At 65.7% G+C, this 15194-nt stretch carries 16 protein-coding genes; 3 read left to right on the top strand and 13 right to left on the bottom strand.

Going from position 1 to position 15194, the window contains the following annotated elements; translation table 11 throughout:
* Window positions 1-100: 100 nt before the first annotated feature.
* From R9X41_RS00745 to R9X41_RS00710, 8 genes are all read right to left on the bottom strand, one after another.
* The gene (locus R9X41_RS00745) at window positions 101-1381 is read right to left on the bottom strand and encodes a glutamate-5-semialdehyde dehydrogenase (RefSeq protein WP_318633003.1); all 1281 of its coding nucleotides are present in this window, start codon (window positions 1379-1381) and stop codon (window positions 101-103) included.
* A gap of 45 nt (window positions 1382-1426) precedes the next feature.
* Window positions 1427-2497, bottom strand: coding sequence for a DNA polymerase III subunit delta (gene holA / locus R9X41_RS00740; protein ID WP_318633002.1), 1071 nt, complete (start codon window positions 2495-2497; stop codon window positions 1427-1429).
* 9 nt (window positions 2498-2506) lie between these two features.
* Entirely contained in the window at window positions 2507-3013 is a 507-nt protein-coding gene (gene lptE / locus R9X41_RS00735; protein ID WP_318633001.1) for an LPS-assembly lipoprotein LptE, read from the bottom strand.
* An 11-nt stretch (window positions 3014-3024) separates the two neighbouring features.
* Window positions 3025-5685: a leucine--tRNA ligase gene (gene leuS, locus R9X41_RS00730; protein WP_318633000.1), complete on the bottom strand. Its 2661-nt coding sequence runs from the start codon at window positions 5683-5685 to the stop codon at window positions 3025-3027.
* 66 nt (window positions 5686-5751) lie between these two features.
* Window positions 5752-6186, bottom strand: coding sequence for an ExbD/TolR family protein (locus R9X41_RS00725; RefSeq protein ID WP_318632999.1), 435 nt, complete (start codon window positions 6184-6186; stop codon window positions 5752-5754).
* Between the two features lie 12 nt (window positions 6187-6198).
* On the bottom strand, window positions 6199-6825 hold the full coding sequence (locus R9X41_RS00720; protein ID WP_318632998.1) for a MotA/TolQ/ExbB proton channel family protein: 627 nt from the start codon (window positions 6823-6825) through the stop codon (window positions 6199-6201).
* 14 nt (window positions 6826-6839) lie between these two features.
* Window positions 6840-7679, bottom strand: a complete 840-nt coding sequence (gene dapB, locus R9X41_RS00715; protein ID WP_318632997.1) for a 4-hydroxy-tetrahydrodipicolinate reductase — start codon at window positions 7677-7679, stop codon at window positions 6840-6842.
* Window positions 7680-7743: 64 nt separating this feature from the next.
* On the bottom strand, window positions 7744-8307 hold the full coding sequence (locus R9X41_RS00710; RefSeq protein WP_318632996.1) for an outer membrane protein assembly factor BamE: 564 nt from the start codon (window positions 8305-8307) through the stop codon (window positions 7744-7746).
* A 95-nt stretch (window positions 8308-8402) separates the two neighbouring features.
* Between R9X41_RS00710 and fur the strand changes: the two genes are divergently transcribed.
* On the top strand, window positions 8403-8837 hold the full coding sequence (fur, locus tag R9X41_RS00705; protein ID WP_318632995.1) for a ferric iron uptake transcriptional regulator: 435 nt from the start codon (window positions 8403-8405) through the stop codon (window positions 8835-8837).
* 22 nt (window positions 8838-8859) lie between these two features.
* Here fur and hprK read toward each other — a convergent pair whose 3' ends face one another.
* The 3 genes from hprK to hpf form a co-directional block, all read right to left on the bottom strand.
* Window positions 8860-9813, bottom strand: coding sequence for an HPr(Ser) kinase/phosphatase (gene hprK / locus R9X41_RS00700; RefSeq protein ID WP_318632994.1), 954 nt, complete (start codon window positions 9811-9813; stop codon window positions 8860-8862).
* Window positions 9814-9844: 31 nt separating this feature from the next.
* Entirely contained in the window at window positions 9845-10312 is a 468-nt protein-coding gene (locus R9X41_RS00695) for a PTS sugar transporter subunit IIA (protein ID WP_318632993.1), read from the bottom strand.
* 83 nt (window positions 10313-10395) lie between these two features.
* Entirely contained in the window at window positions 10396-10725 is a 330-nt protein-coding gene (gene hpf, locus R9X41_RS00690) for a ribosome hibernation-promoting factor, HPF/YfiA family (RefSeq protein ID WP_318632992.1), read from the bottom strand.
* Between the two features lie 453 nt (window positions 10726-11178).
* Here hpf and corA point away from each other — a divergent pair, with 453 nt between their 5' ends.
* Complete coding sequence (gene corA / locus R9X41_RS00685) at window positions 11179-12168, top strand: magnesium/cobalt transporter CorA (protein WP_318632991.1); 990 nt, start codon at window positions 11179-11181, stop codon at window positions 12166-12168.
* Here corA and R9X41_RS00680 read toward each other — a convergent pair.
* Together R9X41_RS00680 and R9X41_RS00675 are read right to left on the bottom strand one after the other, a co-directional pair.
* Window positions 12161-12934 carry a 5'-methylthioadenosine/adenosylhomocysteine nucleosidase gene (locus R9X41_RS00680; RefSeq protein WP_318632990.1) on the bottom strand — a complete coding sequence of 258 codons (774 nt, stop codon included), beginning with the start codon at window positions 12932-12934 and terminating at the stop codon, window positions 12161-12163. The genes corA and R9X41_RS00680 overlap by 8 nt on opposite strands.
* The gene (locus tag R9X41_RS00675) at window positions 12934-14607 is read right to left on the bottom strand and encodes a long-chain-fatty-acid--CoA ligase (RefSeq protein ID WP_412556648.1); all 1674 of its coding nucleotides are present in this window, start codon (window positions 14605-14607) and stop codon (window positions 12934-12936) included. The genes R9X41_RS00680 and R9X41_RS00675 overlap by 1 nt, the downstream gene beginning before the upstream one ends.
* A gap of 78 nt (window positions 14608-14685) precedes the next feature.
* On the opposite strand from R9X41_RS00675, the gene R9X41_RS00670 reads away from it, so the two are divergent.
* Window positions 14686-15177 (top strand): NUDIX hydrolase, encoded by a 492-nt coding sequence (locus tag R9X41_RS00670; RefSeq protein WP_318632989.1) that lies wholly within the window; start codon window positions 14686-14688, stop codon window positions 15175-15177.
* Window positions 15178-15194 lie beyond the last annotated feature (17 nt).

Below are 15194 nucleotides of genomic sequence, written 5' to 3'. Positions count from 1 at the left end.
TGACTGGCTAGCGAAAAAACAAAAAGCTCCGTCAGCAAGAGACGGAGCGAACCGAAGGGATATAGGGTTCATCAGGATGGAGACAAGAGCGCGACGGCTGTCATTGCCGAATTTCGCCTTGCCCCAGCACCACCCACTTCAGGGAAGTGAGGCCCTCCAAACCGACCGGGCCGCGCGCATGGAACTTGTCCGTGCTGATGCCGATTTCCGCGCCCAGGCCGTATTCGAAACCATCGGCGAATCGCGTACTGGCGTTCACCATGACGCTGGCCGAATCGACCTCGCGCAGGAAACGCTGCGCATGCATGTGATCGCGCGTGAGGATGGCATCGGTGTGGTGTGACGAATAACGGTTGATGTGGTCGATCGCCTCATCGACGCCCTCGACCACCTTCACGCTGATCGTCGGGCCGAGGTATTCCTCCGACCAGTCCTGCTCGCTCGCGGGCTGGAGCGCTGCACCGGTCACACCACGCAATATTTCCAGGGCCTGGGCGTCGCAGCGCATCTCGACGCCCTTGTCCGCATAGATGCGGCCGATAAGCGGCAGGAACTCGGCCGCCACGCCGCGCGCCACCAGCAGGCCTTCGGTCGCATTGCAGGGGCTGTACTTCTGGGTCTTGGCGTTGTCCGCCACCTTGACGGCCATGGCGATGTCGCAAGGGTCGTCCACGTAAGTGTGGCAATTGCCGTCGAGGTGCTTGATGACCGGCACCCGTGCTTCACGGCTGATGCGCTCGATCAGGCTCTTGCCGCCGCGCGGGATGATCACGTCCACGTACTCGGGCATGGCGATGAGCCGGCCCACGGCGTCGCGATCGGTGGTGGCGACCAGTTGCACCGCGTCGACCGGCAGTCCAGCCTCGGCCAGCGCCTGGCCGACCAGCGCGGCCAGCGCCTTGTTGGATTCGATCGCCTCCGACCCGCCGCGCAGGATGCAGGCGTTTCCGCTCTTGATCGACAGGCTGGCCGCCTCGATCGTCACATTGGGACGGCTTTCGAAAATCATGCCGAACACGCCCAGCGGCACCCGCATGCGACCGACCCGGATGCCGCTGGGCTGCTGCTGCAGACCGACGACGTCGCCGATGAGCTCAGGCATGGCGGCGAGCTGGTCGCAGCCCTGCGCCACGGTTTCGATGACCTTGGGCGTAAGACGGAGGCGGTCGACCATCGGCGCTGCGAGTCCGGCCGCCTGGGCGCGAGCCAGGTCGCGGGCGTTGGCCTCCGCCAGCGACACCGGATCGGCTCGCAGCAAGCGGGCGAGCGCTCGTAATGCGGCGTTCTTGGTGGCGGCATCCGCACTGGCCATGCGCGCGGAGGCTGCGCGCGCCTGCATTCCGAGGGTGTTGACGTATTCGGCGACGTTCAGGGCGTTCATGGGTGCATTTTCCCATGCGCGACGCCTGCAGGCCTCACGATGGCCTCACGCGGCGCGGGTGGAAGGCGCTCCAGCGCAGACGCGGCACAGGCGGATGGCCAGGCGCATCAGCGCCTGCCAGCCGTCGCGCGGCCAGCCTTCCTGCGGCAAACCCTTGACGATGCCATCGACCTTGTGTGCGTCCTGCAACAGCGTGGCGAGCAGCGAGGCGTCCAGGCGGGGCAACACCCGCTCGAACAGCCGTTCGCGCGGCCCCCAGACCCGCTGCTCACGCAAGGCCATCGGCAGTGGTCGCCCCTGGTTCATGGCGTCCTTGACCCGCTTGAGCGCGCGGATGTCCTCGGCCAGGGTGTAGTGCACCAGCACCTCGGCCTCGCCCTCGGCGCGCAGACCGTCGAGCATGCGCTGCACCCGCGCCACCTGTCCGCCCAGGATGGACTCGGACAGCTTGAAGACGTCGTACCGAGCCACATTGAGCACCGCCGTCTCGACCTGCTCCCACGACAAGGTGCCCGCCGGGTACAGCAAGGCCAGTTTTTCGATCTCCTGGTGCGCCGCCAGCAGGTTGCCTTCGACCCGATCGGCAAAGAACTGCAAGGTACGCTGGCCCTCCTCGCCCGACGCCACCTGCTGGCCCTGGCGCTGCAGGCGTTGGGCGATCCACTGCGGCAGCGACCCGCGCTCGACCGGATCGACCTGGATGCTCACGCCATGCTGCTCCAGCGCGGTGAACCAGGCGCCGGTGCGGGTGGCCTTGTCCAGGCGCGGCAGCAGCACCAGGGTCAGGGTGTCGGATTGCGTGGCCGCCACCGCGGCGATCTGCTGCAGGGCCGCGCTTCCATCCTTGCCCGGCTTGCCCGAGGGGATGCGGATCTCGACGATGCGCTTTTCGGCGAACAGCGACAGCGCGCTGCCGTCGGCGAGCACCCCGCTCCAGTCGAAATGCGCCCCGGCCACGACATGCACCGTGCGCTCCGTCGCGCCCTGCGCGCGCGCGGCAGCGCGAATCGCATCGGCCGCCTCCTGCACCAGCAACGGCTCGTCGCCGTGCACCGCGTAGAGCGGGCGCAGCGACTTCTGCAGGTGGCTGGCGAGTTGCGCCGCGGTGAGCTGCATCGAAAAAAACTAGATCTGCCGGACCGCGGCCAGGCGCCGAAGAATCTGGCGCACCACGTCGGTCTGGAGATTGCGGAAGATCAGTTGCGCTTCCTGCTCCTTGGCCAGTGCCAGGGTTTCGTCGTAGCTCTGGTCCTGCTGCAGCAGGAGTTCGGTCGACGGCAGGATCTCGCGCTCGTCGGGCGTGCGCAGGGCGAAGCGCACCCGCACCCGCAGCTGGAACTCACGCACCTGGCCGACCGAGTTGTAGCTCAGGGCGACACGCTCGCGCTGGTCCTGCAGCACATCGAGGATGACGTCCTGGGTGTAACGCTGGGCCGGATCACGGCTCACCTGCAGACCGGTGCCGGCTTCGAGATTGCGCCGCAACTCGGCCGCCAGGGTCGAGGCCGGCGCGCCGTTGAGGTAGATGGTCTTGAATGCGAACGTCGGCGCCTGGCGCAGGTGAAAGCCGCATCCCGCGAGCGGCAGTGCCACCAGGCCGGAGAGGGAAAGGACAGCGCGACGGCGGAGCATGGAGCGGCCTTTCAAACCACGACGTTGATCAGGCGACCCGGCACCACGATCACCTTCTTGGGCGTGGCACCGGCGGCGAATTTCTGGAAATCCTCGCTCGCCAGCGCGGCCGCCTCGATCGCCGCCTTGTCGGCGCCGGCGGGCACCCGGACCGAGCCGCGCAGCTTGCCGTTGACCTGCAGCATCAGCTCGATCTCGTCCTGCACCAGCGCCGATTCGTCGACCTTGGGCCAGGGCGTGTCGAGCAGGTCGCCGAGTTCGGCGGCATAGCCGAGCTGCTTCCACAGCTGGTCGGCGATGTGCGGCGTGGCCGGGTAGAGCACCCGCAGCAGGATGGCGAAGCCTTCGATGGCTGCGACTTCCGCGCCCGGCACGCCTTCGGCCTTGAACGACTCGAGGGCGTTGATCATCTTCATCGCGCCCGACACCACCGTGTTGTATTGCATGCGCTGGTAGTCGTAGTCGACTTGGCGCAGCACGGTGTGCAGTTCGCGGCGCAGCTCCTTGGCAGCGGGGCCGAAAGTGACTTCCTGCAGGCGCCCCACGCCGGCGATGCTGGCGTTGGCCGCGGCCCTGTCCCCGGCCGTGAGCTTCACGCCGAAGTTCCAGACCCGACGCAGGAAGCGGTAGCTGCCCTCGACGGCCGCGTCGTTCCACTCCAGCGTGGCTTCCGGCGGCGCGGTGAACATGGTGTAGAGCCGTGCAGTGTCGGCGCCGTACTTGCCGATCAGGTCCTGCGGATCGACGCCATTGTTCTTGCTCTTGCTCATGGTGCCGACGCCGCCATAGTCCACGGCCGAACCGTCGGACTTGAGCTTGGCCGAAACCACCTTGCCGGCCGCGTCGTGCACATCCTCGACCTCGTGCGGCCAGAAGTACTCGATGCCGCCCTTGGGCGTCTTGCGCGAGTAGATGTGGTTGAGCACCATGCCCTGGGTGAGCAGCTTGGTGAAGGGCTCGTCGACCTTTACCAGGCCGAGGTCACGCATCACCTTGGTCCAGAACCGGGCATACAGCAGATGCAGGATGGCGTGCTCGATGCCACCGATGTACTGGTCCATCGGCATCCAGTACTCGGCGCCCGCGCCGACCATCTGCCGGTCGTTCTTCGGGTCGCAATAGCGCATGAAGTACCAGGACGAGTCCACGAAGGTGTCCATGGTGTCGGTCTCGCGCCGCGCCGCCTTGCCGCACACCGGGCAGACCACGCCGGCATGAAAGCCCTCGTGCCGCGCCAGCGGATTGCCGGAGCCGTCGGGAATGCAGTCCTGCGGCAGCACCACCGGCAGGTCCTGCTCGGGCACCGGCACCGCGCCATGTTCCTCGCAATGGATGATGGGGATCGGCGTGCCCCAGTAGCGCTGGCGGCTCACTCCCCAGTCGCGCAGGCGCCAGGTGGTCTTCTTCTCGCCCAGGCCGCGCTCCTGCAGCGCGCGCGCCACCGCGTCGACCGCCTCTTCGTAAGGCAGTCCGCTGAAGTAGTCGGAATTGATGGTGACACCGTTCTTCTTGTCGGCGTACCAGTCGTGCCAGTGGTGGTAGTCGTAGTGCTCGCCATCGACCTGCACCACCTGGCGGATCGGGATGTCGTACTTCAGCGCGAAGGCGAAATCGCGCTCGTCGTGCGCCGGCACGCCCATCACCGCACCGTCGCCGTAGCCCATCAGCACGTAGTTGCCGACCCAAACTTCGATCGGGTCTTCCATGAAAGGGTGCGTCACGAACAAGCCCGTGCGCATGCCCTTCTTTTCCTGCGTGGCAAGCTCGGCCTCGGTGGTGCCGCCGCTCTTGCATTCGGCGATGAAAGCGGCGAGGGCCGGATCCAGAGACGCCGCGTGCGCCGCGATCGGATGCTCAGGCGCCACCGCGCAGAAGGTGACCCCCATGATGGTGTCGGCGCGCGTCGTGAAGACGTACATGCGGCCGTCGCCAATCAGCTCGCCCGAGGCGTCGCGGATGTCGTGCGGGAACGCGAAACGCACGCCCTGGCTCTTGCCGATCCAGTTCTCCTGCATCAGGCGCACCCGTTCGGGCCAGCCCGGCAGCTTGTTCTGCACGTGGTCGAGCAGCTCTTCGGCGTAGTCGGTGATCTTCAGGTAGTAGCCGGGGATCTCACGTTTTTCCACCACCGCGCCGGTACGCCAGCCCTTGCCGTCGATCACCTGCTCGTTGGCCAGCACGGTCTGGTCGACCGGATCCCAGTTCACCGTCTGGGTCTTGCGGTAGGCGATGCCTTTTTCGAGCATCTTCAGGAACAGCCACTGATTCCATTTGTAGTACTCGGGCGAGCAGGTGGCGACCTCACGCGACCAGTCGATGGCCAGCCCCATCGCCTGCATCTGCTTCTTCATGTAGGCGATGTTGTCGTAGGTCCACTGCGCCGGCGGCACGCCGTTCTTCATGGCGGCGTTCTCGGCGGGCAGGCCGAAGGCGTCCCAGCCCATCGGCATCAACACATTGAAGCCGCGCATGCGCAGCTGCCGCGCCAGCATGTCGTTGATGGTGTAGTTGCGCACATGGCCCATGTGCAGCTTGCCGCTCGGATACGGCAGCATCGAGCAGGCGTAGAACTTGGGCCGGCTGGCGTCTTCCGTGACTCGGTAGACGTCGCGGGCGGTCCAGTCGGCCTGGGCGGCGCTTTCGACCTCTTGATGAGAATATTTGTCTTGCATGGGAAAGAGAGGAGCGCTCGTCGGTGGGCGCCGGACGGCCCGGGCGCGTCGGGGCAGAGCGCGATTCTAGGGTCGGTCGGGCGTGGCGGCCCGCTGGGCGGCGACGAAACCCACGTGGACGAGGCCTGCCTGCTGCGCCAGGTCGAGCAGCGCGACGACGCGGCCGTAGGGCACGGCCGTGTCGGCCCGCAGCTGGATCTCGGTATCCGGATCGTCGGCGGCGACCTGCGCCAGGCGCTCGGCCAAGGCTTTGTCCCCGAGCGGGCGGTCGTCGAGAAAGGCCTGACCGGCGGCATCGACCACCAGCTGAACGCCCTGCTTGCCCGAGGGCGCGGGCGCCGTGGCCGCCTGCGGCAGGTCGAGCCGGATGCTGGTGGCCAGCAGCGGTGCCGTCAGCAGGAACACCACCACCAGCACCAGCATCACGTCGACCAGCGGCGTCACGTTGATTTCACTCAGCGGTGCGGCGTCGGGGCCGCGGGAAAGTCGTCCGAACGCCATGGTCGCCGCGGGTCAGAGGTCGCGCAGGTCCTGCGCGAAGCCTTCGAGTTCGGCCTCGATACGCACGATGCGCCGTCCGAGCAGGTTGTAGGCCAGAACCGCCGGAATCGCTACCGCCAACCCGGCCGCGGTCATCACCAGCGCCTCGCCCACCGGCCCGGCGATGCGCTCGATGCTGATCTGGCCCGCGCCCGCGATGTCGACCAGGGCGCGGTGAATGCCCCAGACCGTGCCGAGCAAGCCGACGAAAGGTGCGATGGCGCCGATGCTGGCCAGCAACACCTGGCCGGACTGCAGTTGCGCCGAAGCCTGGTGCAGCGCATCACGCAGGACACGGGTGCGACGCTGGGCGCGGTCGCCGCCCGCCGCCAGGCCGATCGCCTCGTCGGCTGCCAGGGCGGCCACGAAAGGCGTCACCAGCCCTTGCGGATCGAATGCGGACAACCGTTGCCGCGCGTCGTCGAGGCTGGGCGACTGCCAGAAAGCAGCGATGGCGCGCACCGAATGCCGGCTGGCCGCGTTCAGCAGCCAGGATTTCCAGAGAATGACGATCCAGCTCGACACCGACATCACCAGCAGCACCACGGCCACCACGCGCGCGAGCGCATCGCCCGCCATGAAGAAACTCAGCGCATCCATGCGGCGCCAAGGCCTCAGGCCCGCAGGCCGAGCACGTCGAACATGTCGTACAGACCCTGTTTGCGCCCTTCCAGGAACCGGACGGCGCGCAGGCTGCCCTGGGCGTAGGTCGCACGGCTCGAGGACTTATGGGTGATCTCGATTCGCTCGCCAGTGCCGGCGAACAGCACGGTGTGGTCGCCGACGATGTCGCCGCCACGGATCGTGGCGAAGCCGATGGACGACGGATCGCGTGGGCCGGTCTCGCCTTCGCGGGTGTAGACGGCGCAGTCTTCGAGCGAGCGGCCCATGGCCTCGGCCAGCACTTCACCCATCTTGAGCGCGGTGCCCGAGGGCGCATCGACCTTGTGGCGATGGTGCGCCTCGATCACCTCGATGTCGTAGCCGGTGGACAGCGCCTTGGCGGCCATTTCCAGCAGCTTCAGCGTGACGTTGACGCCGACGCTCATGTTGGGCGCCATCACGATGGCGATCTCGCGTGACGCAGCCTCGATCTCGGCCTTCTGCGCCGCCGTGAAGCCTGTCGTGCCGATGACGAGGTTGACGCCGTGCTCGCGGCAGACTTCCAGGTGGCGCAGCGTGCCTTCGGGGCGGGTGAAGTCGATCAGCACCGACGCGGGCGCGATGGCCTTGGCCAAATCCGAGGTGATGGCCACACCGCTCGCAAAGCCGAGGAAGGCGGAAGCATCGGAGGCGATCGCCGGGCTGGATGCCTGGTCGAGCGCGCCGGCGAGCACACAGTCGTCGCAGGCGCGAATCGCCTCGATCAACATGCGGCCCATGCGGCCGGAAGCACCGGCAACCGCGATCTTGTGGGGGGTGCCGGTCGCCGGCGAGGAGGAGTTCGCTGTCATGCGGATCGGAAAGCTGCGAGGCGGAAGGGGCTGGAAGGGCCGGTCAGGAATGCCGGCTGCAGGATCAGCGGCTGCTGGGCGCGTTGAGCGGCGGATAGGCGGTGGACGGTGGAGCCTCCGCCGCGATCGCGCTCGTGGAAGGCTCTTGCTCGGATTTGGGCCGGCCGGGGAACTTCGCCAATTCGGCAGGCGTTGCTTCGAGGGGCGGGATCTTGCCGAGACGCGTGCGGGTATCGAGACGCGCCACGAATTCAGCTTCGGTTGGCATGTCGTCGCCTTCGAAACGCGCGAGCAGATCGTTCTCGAAGAAGACGCTCAGGCGGCGCGATTGCGGATCGACGCCGGGCCGCTTGATGGTGAAGACATAGTCCCAGCGATCGGCACGGAAGAGGTTGGTGATGAGGGGCGTACCCAGCACTTCCCGGACCTGGATCCTGCTCATGCCCTTTTCGAGCGCAGCCACCTGCTCCTTGGAGACGAAGTTGCCCTGGACGATCTCGATCTTGTAGGGCGTGATCGCGCTGACCAGCCGATTACTGGCGCTGTCGACCGTGCCGCAGCCCGCAAGCAGGGCTGCCGTGGCAGCCGCGGCGACGGTCAGGGAGCGGCGCAGAAAGTGATCGGACATGTGGAAGGGCGCAGGCGATATGATCCGACGATTGTAGCGGCAGGCTTCGCCATGAACGTCCGGCGGGCCCGTCGCCCGCCAGCCAGGAAAGCCTCATGCACAGCAACATCGACGATCTCAAGAACACCGGCCTCAAGGCCACGCTGCCCCGGCTGAAGATCCTCGAGATCTTCCAGACCGGCAAGCAACGCCACATGACCGCCGAAGATGTCTTTCGGGTGCTTCTCGAGGAGCGCTCCGACATCGGCCTGGCCACCGTCTACCGGGTGCTCACCCAGTTCGAGCAGGCCGCCATCCTGAGCCGGCGCCATTTCGAGAGCGGCAAGGCGGTCTACGAACTCAACGAAGGTTCGCACCACGACCACTTCGTCTGCACCAATTGCGGCAAGGTCGAGGAGTTCTACGACGCGGAAATCGAGCAGCGTCAGCAAGCTGTGGCCAAGGCCAAGGGCTGGCAGGTGCAAGACCATTCCATGGCGCTCTACGGCCTCTGCGAGGACTGCGGCAAGCTGCATCCCCGGCGCGGCTGAGCAGCGCCGCGCACGGTGAGCATCAGTGCTCGCCGCTCTCCATGGCGCGCTGGTGGCGCTCGACGAATTCCTGGTAAGTGTCGATGCCACGCAGCTGCAGGATGGTGTTGCGCACCGCCGCCTCCACCAGCACCGCGATGTTGCGCCCCGCCACCACCTGGATCACCGCCTTGCGCACCGGCACGCCGAGCACGTCTTGCGTCAGGGGCTCGTAGGGCAGTCGCTCGTATTCGCGCTCCATGGTTTCCTTGCGGACCAGGTGCACGATCAGCTTGAGACGCATCTTCCGGCGCACTGCCGTCTCGCCGAAGATGGCGCGGATGTCGAGCAGGCCGATGCCGCGCACTTCCAGCAAGTTTTGCAGCAGCTCGGGGCAACGCCCCTCGATGGAAGCTTGGTTGATGCGATAGAGGTCGACCGCATCGTCGGCGACCAGCCCGTTGCCACGCGAAATCAGCTCCAGCCCGAGCTCGCTTTTGCCGAGGCCGGACTCGCCGGTGATCATCACGCCGAGGCCCAGGATGTCCATGAACACACCGTGCATCGTGGTGCGGTCGGCGAAATGCTTGGACAGATAGGCCCGCAGCACGTCGATGACGAAGGCAGAGGACTCGTAGGTGGAAAACAGCGGAATCTGCGCGCGTTCGCACATCGACACCAGGCCCGGCGGCGCGGTCTGGCCATCCGCCAACACCAGCACCGGCGGCTCCAGTGTCACGATACGGGCGATGCGTCGGGCGCAGTCTTCCGGCGTAGCGTTGCTCAGGTAGGCGACTTCTCGCTCACCCAGGATCTGCACCCGGTAGGGGTGGATGTAGTTGAGATAGCCGACCAGATCGGCGCCGGAACGTGCGGCGCGGACCACGATTTCATCGAAGCGTCGCTCCGACGCCCCAAGGCCCGCAATCCACTCCCATCGTAGGGAGCTCCTGAATTCCTCGAAAAGCGCATCGGCGCTGACGACGGTCGGTTTCAAGAGGCTTATTCGGAGGGAACGACCGGCGACTTCAGGCCGGCTGGGTGGACTGCCACTGCGCGATGATCGCGTGCAGCTCCGAAGCCGAGCCGCCGGCCTTGATCTTCTCGCGTAATGGCGCGTCGCTCAACAGTTCAGCGATCTCTGAAAGAATTTCCAGATGCTTCTGGGTCGCCGCTTCGGGGACCAACAGGAAGATGAGCAGCACGACCGGCCGCTCATCCGGCGCATCGAACCCAATCGGCTGCGCCAATTGGAAGACCGCCGCCATCGGTGCCTTCAGCCCTTTGATGCGGCCATGCGGAATGGCCACGCCATGACCGAGACCGGTGGAGCCCAGCCGCTCGCGGGCGAACAGGCTGTCGGTCACCAGCGCGCGGCTGAGGCCGTGCAGGCTTTCGAACAGCAGCCCGGCTTCTTCGAACGCGCGCTTCTTGCTCGTGGCCTCGAGGCTGACGAGGACCTGTTCAACGGGCAGGATGGCGGCTAGGCGGTTCATGGCGGTGGAGGCGCATTATGCGCCGGCCCGCGCGTCAGCCACCACGCCGCGAGCCGCTTGGCGCGCCGACGCAACACACCCCGTCACATCATCCGTTTCGGCGCTTCGTGGTGATGGTTCTGCACACGGTCCTTGTGCCGCACAACCTGCCGATCGAGTTTGTCCATCAGTTCGTCCACCGCTGCATAAAGGTCGGCGTGGGCACTCTCGGCAAACATCTCGCTCCCCTTGACGAGGATGCTGCATTCAGCACGTTGGCGCAGCTGCTTTTCCTTTTGCTTTTCGACGCTCAGGATGACCTTGATGTCGACCATGTCGTCGTAATGGCGGGTAACGCGTTCGAGTTTGCTCGTGACGTATCCGCGCAGGGCGGGAGTGACATCGAGATGATGGCCGCTGATCGTCAGGTTCATGGGATTTCCTCCAACTTGGTAGCACCGGTTGAAAAACCGTTCGACATTGCATCGAACGGGAACGGACTCGATCTTGTTCTGCGCTTGAATTCACTATGCGCCCGCGACCAGCGGATTGCAATCGGACAGTCATCCGGCAATCGAAAACGAATGCAACGCGTCGATGACTTCTTGATGTAAGTCGCTGAATTACTGAGGATTTTTTTGACACATCGAAACGCCGGGATCTCCCCAAAATTGGGGAAACCGTGACGCCATCAGGGCCGTAACAAGTCGGTCAGCGAGGCGCCAGTGACGCTCCGTCCCAATGCCATAATCCGCTGTTCTTTCATTGGAGAAATCGCCGTGGAAACCTACCCGAGTCGGTAGCTTTCTGCTCCCGGGAGCGTGTCGGGGGGTGGAAAGCTTGCTCATCAACCCCCTTGTCCGATGTAACCCGCCCGGGAACGCGCCATGCTGAACATCTTTTCGCTCGCCAATGGCCGGCTCTTCCAGGAAGAGATCGAGTCGCTGGAAGAACTCGCCCGATTCACCCCGATCTGGGTCGACCTCGAATCCCCCACCGTCGAGGAAAAGCGGTGGATCAAGCAGCACTACGAAGTCTCGATTCCCGAGGACGCGACCGAAGACGACATCGAGGAGTCCGCTCGCTTCTATGAAGAAGACAACGGCGACCTGCATGTGCGCAGCGACTTCCTGATCGCCGATGAAGAAGAACCGCGCTCGGTGCGCGTTGCCTTCATCCTGAACCAGCGCGATTCGGACAAGAAGAGCCGGGGTGTGCTGTTCTCGATCCACGATGAGGATGTGCCGGTCTTCCGCCTGCTGCGCCTGCGGGCCCGGCGTGCGCCCGGGCTGATCGAGGACGCCAAGGACGTGCTGCTGAAGCTGTTCGACGTCGATGCCGAATACTCCGCCGACACCCTCGAAAACATCTACGACGAGCTCGAAAAGGCCAGCCGGCTGGTGCTGTCCGAGAACGTGACCGATGCGCTGGCCGGCGAAGTGTTGGGCGCCATCGCCCGCCAGGAAGACTTGAACGGTCGCATCCGGCGCAATGTGATGGACACGCGCCGCGCTGTCAGCTTCATGATGCGCAGCCGCATGCTCAACGCCGAGCAGTTCGAGGAGGCGCGGCAGATCCTGCGCGACATCGAATCGCTCGACAACCACACCGCGTTCCTGTTCGACAAGATCAACTTCCTGATGGACGCGACGGTCGGCTTCATCAACATCAACCAGAACAAGATCATCAAGATCTTCTCGGTGGCGAGCGTCGCGTTGCTGCCGCCGACGCTGATCGCCAGCATCTACGGCATGAACCTGCAGTTCCCGGAGCTCGCAGCATTGGGCAAGGCGGCGTATCCCTACGTGATCACGCTCATGGCGGCGAGCGCCGTGGTGCCGATGCTCTACTTCCGCCGCCGGGGCTGGCTCAAGTAGCGTCGTCGCGGAACAGCGCCGCCACGATGGCGCTGGCATAGCGGCTGGCGACGGTTTCGACGAAGGCGGGAAAGTCCACGTGCGCGCTGTCGTCGGCGCGATCGGAGATGGTGCGAACCGCCGCAAACCGCACACCGTAATCGCGGCATACCTGCGCCACCGCCGCGCTCTCCATATCGACCGCCATGGCCGCCGGAATTCCGGCGCGCAAGTCGGCTGCTTCCTTCAAGGCACTGACGAAACGGTCGCCGCTGACCAGCAGGCCGCGGTGCACGCGGACCTCGTCCGGCAGGAATCGCGCTCGATCTTCCGGCCCGCAAAGGGCGACCGGATCCGCCAAGGCGATGCGGGCGGCGGCGTCGAGTCGGTTCGACAGATCCGCGTCCGCGTCGAACAGGGCACGGCCGTACAGCGGGATCTCGTATCGCGGGAACAGCGGAGACGCATCCATGTCGTGCTGCATGAACCCGTCGGCCACGACCACGTCGCCGATGCGCGCCCCGGGCGACAAACCGCCCGCCACGCCGGTGAACACCAGGCGCTCCACGCCGAACCGTTCGACCAGCATCGCCGTCGTGGCGGCAGCCGCCACCTTGCCGATGCCGCAAAGCGCCAGCACCACCCGGTGCCCCGCCAGGCGGCCCTGAACGAATTGCCGCCCGGCATGCAACACGGGCGGCACCACGTCGTCGAGCAGGTCGACCAACCCGAGCTGCTCCTCGGGCAGAGCGCTCAGAAGCCCCCAGATCGGGCGATCCGCCGGCATCAGGCCTTGTCCCGCAATTCGCGCCGCAGCACCTTGCCGACCGTGGTCTTGGGCAACTGTTCGCGGAACTCGATGACACGGGGCCGCTTGTAGCCGGTCAGCTGCTCGCGGCAAAACTGCCGCACCTGCTCTTCGGTCAACGACGCCTCCTGGCGCACGATGACGAGCTTGACCGCCTCGCCGGTCTTGTCGTCCGGCACGCCGACAGCCGCACATTCCAGCACGCCCGCCAGTCCGGAGACGACGTTCTCGATTTCGTTCGGATAGACGTTGAAGCCACTGACCAGAATCATGTCCTTCTTGCGGTCGACGATGCGGAAGAAACCTCGCTCGTCCACCGTCGCGATGTCGCCGGTGCGCATGAAGCCGGCGGCGGTCATGACATGGGCGGTGTCTTCCGGCCGTTGCCAGTAGCCGGCCATCACCTGCGGACCGCGGATGGCGATTTCGCCCGGCGTGCCGAGGGCGACTTCCGCACCGTCGTCGTCGAGCAGCGCGAATTCGGTGGAGGGCAGCGGCAGGCCGATGGCGCCGCGCACCGTCTCGCCGGCTGTCGGATTGCAGGCGGCCGAGGGCGAGGTTTCGGAGAGACCGTAGCCTTCGCGGATGGGCGAGCCGGTCTTGCTCAGCCACAGGTCGGCGACCGCATTCGACACGGCCGCGCCGCCGGCCACCGTGAGCCGCAGACCGCTCCAGTCGACGGAGCCGAAGTCCGCGTGGTGCGCCAGTCCGGAGAAGAGCGTATTGACGGCCGGGAAGACGTGGAAGCGCTGCTTCGACAAGGTTTTCAAGGTGCCTTTGAGGTCACGCGGATTGGGCACCAGGATGGCTTTGCTGCCGGTGCGTAGCGCCAACATCATGATCACGGTGAAGGCGAAGATGTGATACAGCGGCAAGGCGCAGACGAAGGTGTGCTGCTCGCCGCCCGGCACCTTGCTCATGGCCGGCGCATGCCAGGCCTCGGACTGCAGCACGTTGGCCAGCACGTTGCGATGCAGCAGCACCGCGCCCTTGGCGACACCGGTCGTGCCGCCGGTGTACTGGAGCATGGCGATGTCGTCCGGCCCGATCTCCGGCGCACGAAACGGCAGGCGGGCGCCGCGTGCCAAGGCAGCGTTGAAGCGCACGGCCTGTGGGAGGTCGAAGGCCGGAACCATCTTCTTGACGCGCCGCACCACCAGATTGACCAGCGCGCCCTTGAGCCAACCCAACCGGTCGCCGGTGGCGCACAGCACGATGTGCTGCACCGATGTCTTCGGCAGGCATTGCTGCAAGGTGTGCGCGAAGTTTTCCAGGATGAAGATCGCCTTGGCGCCGGAATCGCGCAGCTGGTGCTCCAGTTCGCGAGCGGTGTAGAGCGGATTGACGTTGACCACCACGCAACCGGCCCGGATCACCGCCGCGACGGCCGCCGGATACTGCGGCAGGTTGGGCATCATGAGGGCCACGCGGTCACCCTTGGCCAGGCCCAGACCCTGAAGGTAGGCCGCGATACGACCGCAGTCGGCCTGCGTGTCGGCGAAACGGATGTCGGCGCCCATGAAGGTGTAGGCCACCTTGTCGGCATGCGCGCGAAAGCCTTCTTCGATCAGCTGTGCGAGCGAGCGATAGGCGCTCGCATCGATTTCGGCAGGCACTTCCGGCGGGTAGCTTCGCAGCCAGGTTTTTTCCATGATGTCTCCTAGGCGGGACTGTGTTTTTTTGGTCTATCGCGCAGCTTAACGTCACGTCGCGCCGGGATAATGCCGCCCATGACGCAGCAACCGCCACCTGTCCGTTGGAAGCCCAACGTTACCGTCGCGGCGGTGATGGAAAGGGACGGCCGGTTTCTCCTGGTCGAGGAAGAAACCGCCGACGGCCTCAAGTTGAACAACCCCGCCGGCCATCTGGACCCGGGTGAAACCCCCGCACAGGGATGTGCGCGCGAAGCGATGGAAGAGTCGGCGCACGAGTTCACGCCGACGGCCCTGGTGGGGATCTACATCTCGCGCTTTACCCGCAGCCGGGACAACGAGGACATCACCTATCTCCGTTTCGCCTTTTCCGGCGAAGTGGGCGCGGAGCACCCCGAACTTCCATTGGATGAAGGCATCGTCCGCGCGATCTGGATGACGGCCGACGAGATTCGCGCCTGTCCCGAGCGGCATCGCAGCCCCTTGCTGCTGCGATGCCTGGAGGACTATCTGGCCGGGCAGCGTTTTCCGCTCACCGCGGTCTATAGCGACCCGAGCGTGACGGAATGATGGCTCGCCCCCAGGCT

This window comes from Xylophilus sp. GOD-11R (assembly GCF_033546935.1).
Taxonomy (GTDB): Bacteria; Pseudomonadota; Gammaproteobacteria; order Burkholderiales; family Burkholderiaceae_C; genus Xylophilus.
This window is presented reverse-complemented; position numbering and strand designations above follow the sequence as displayed.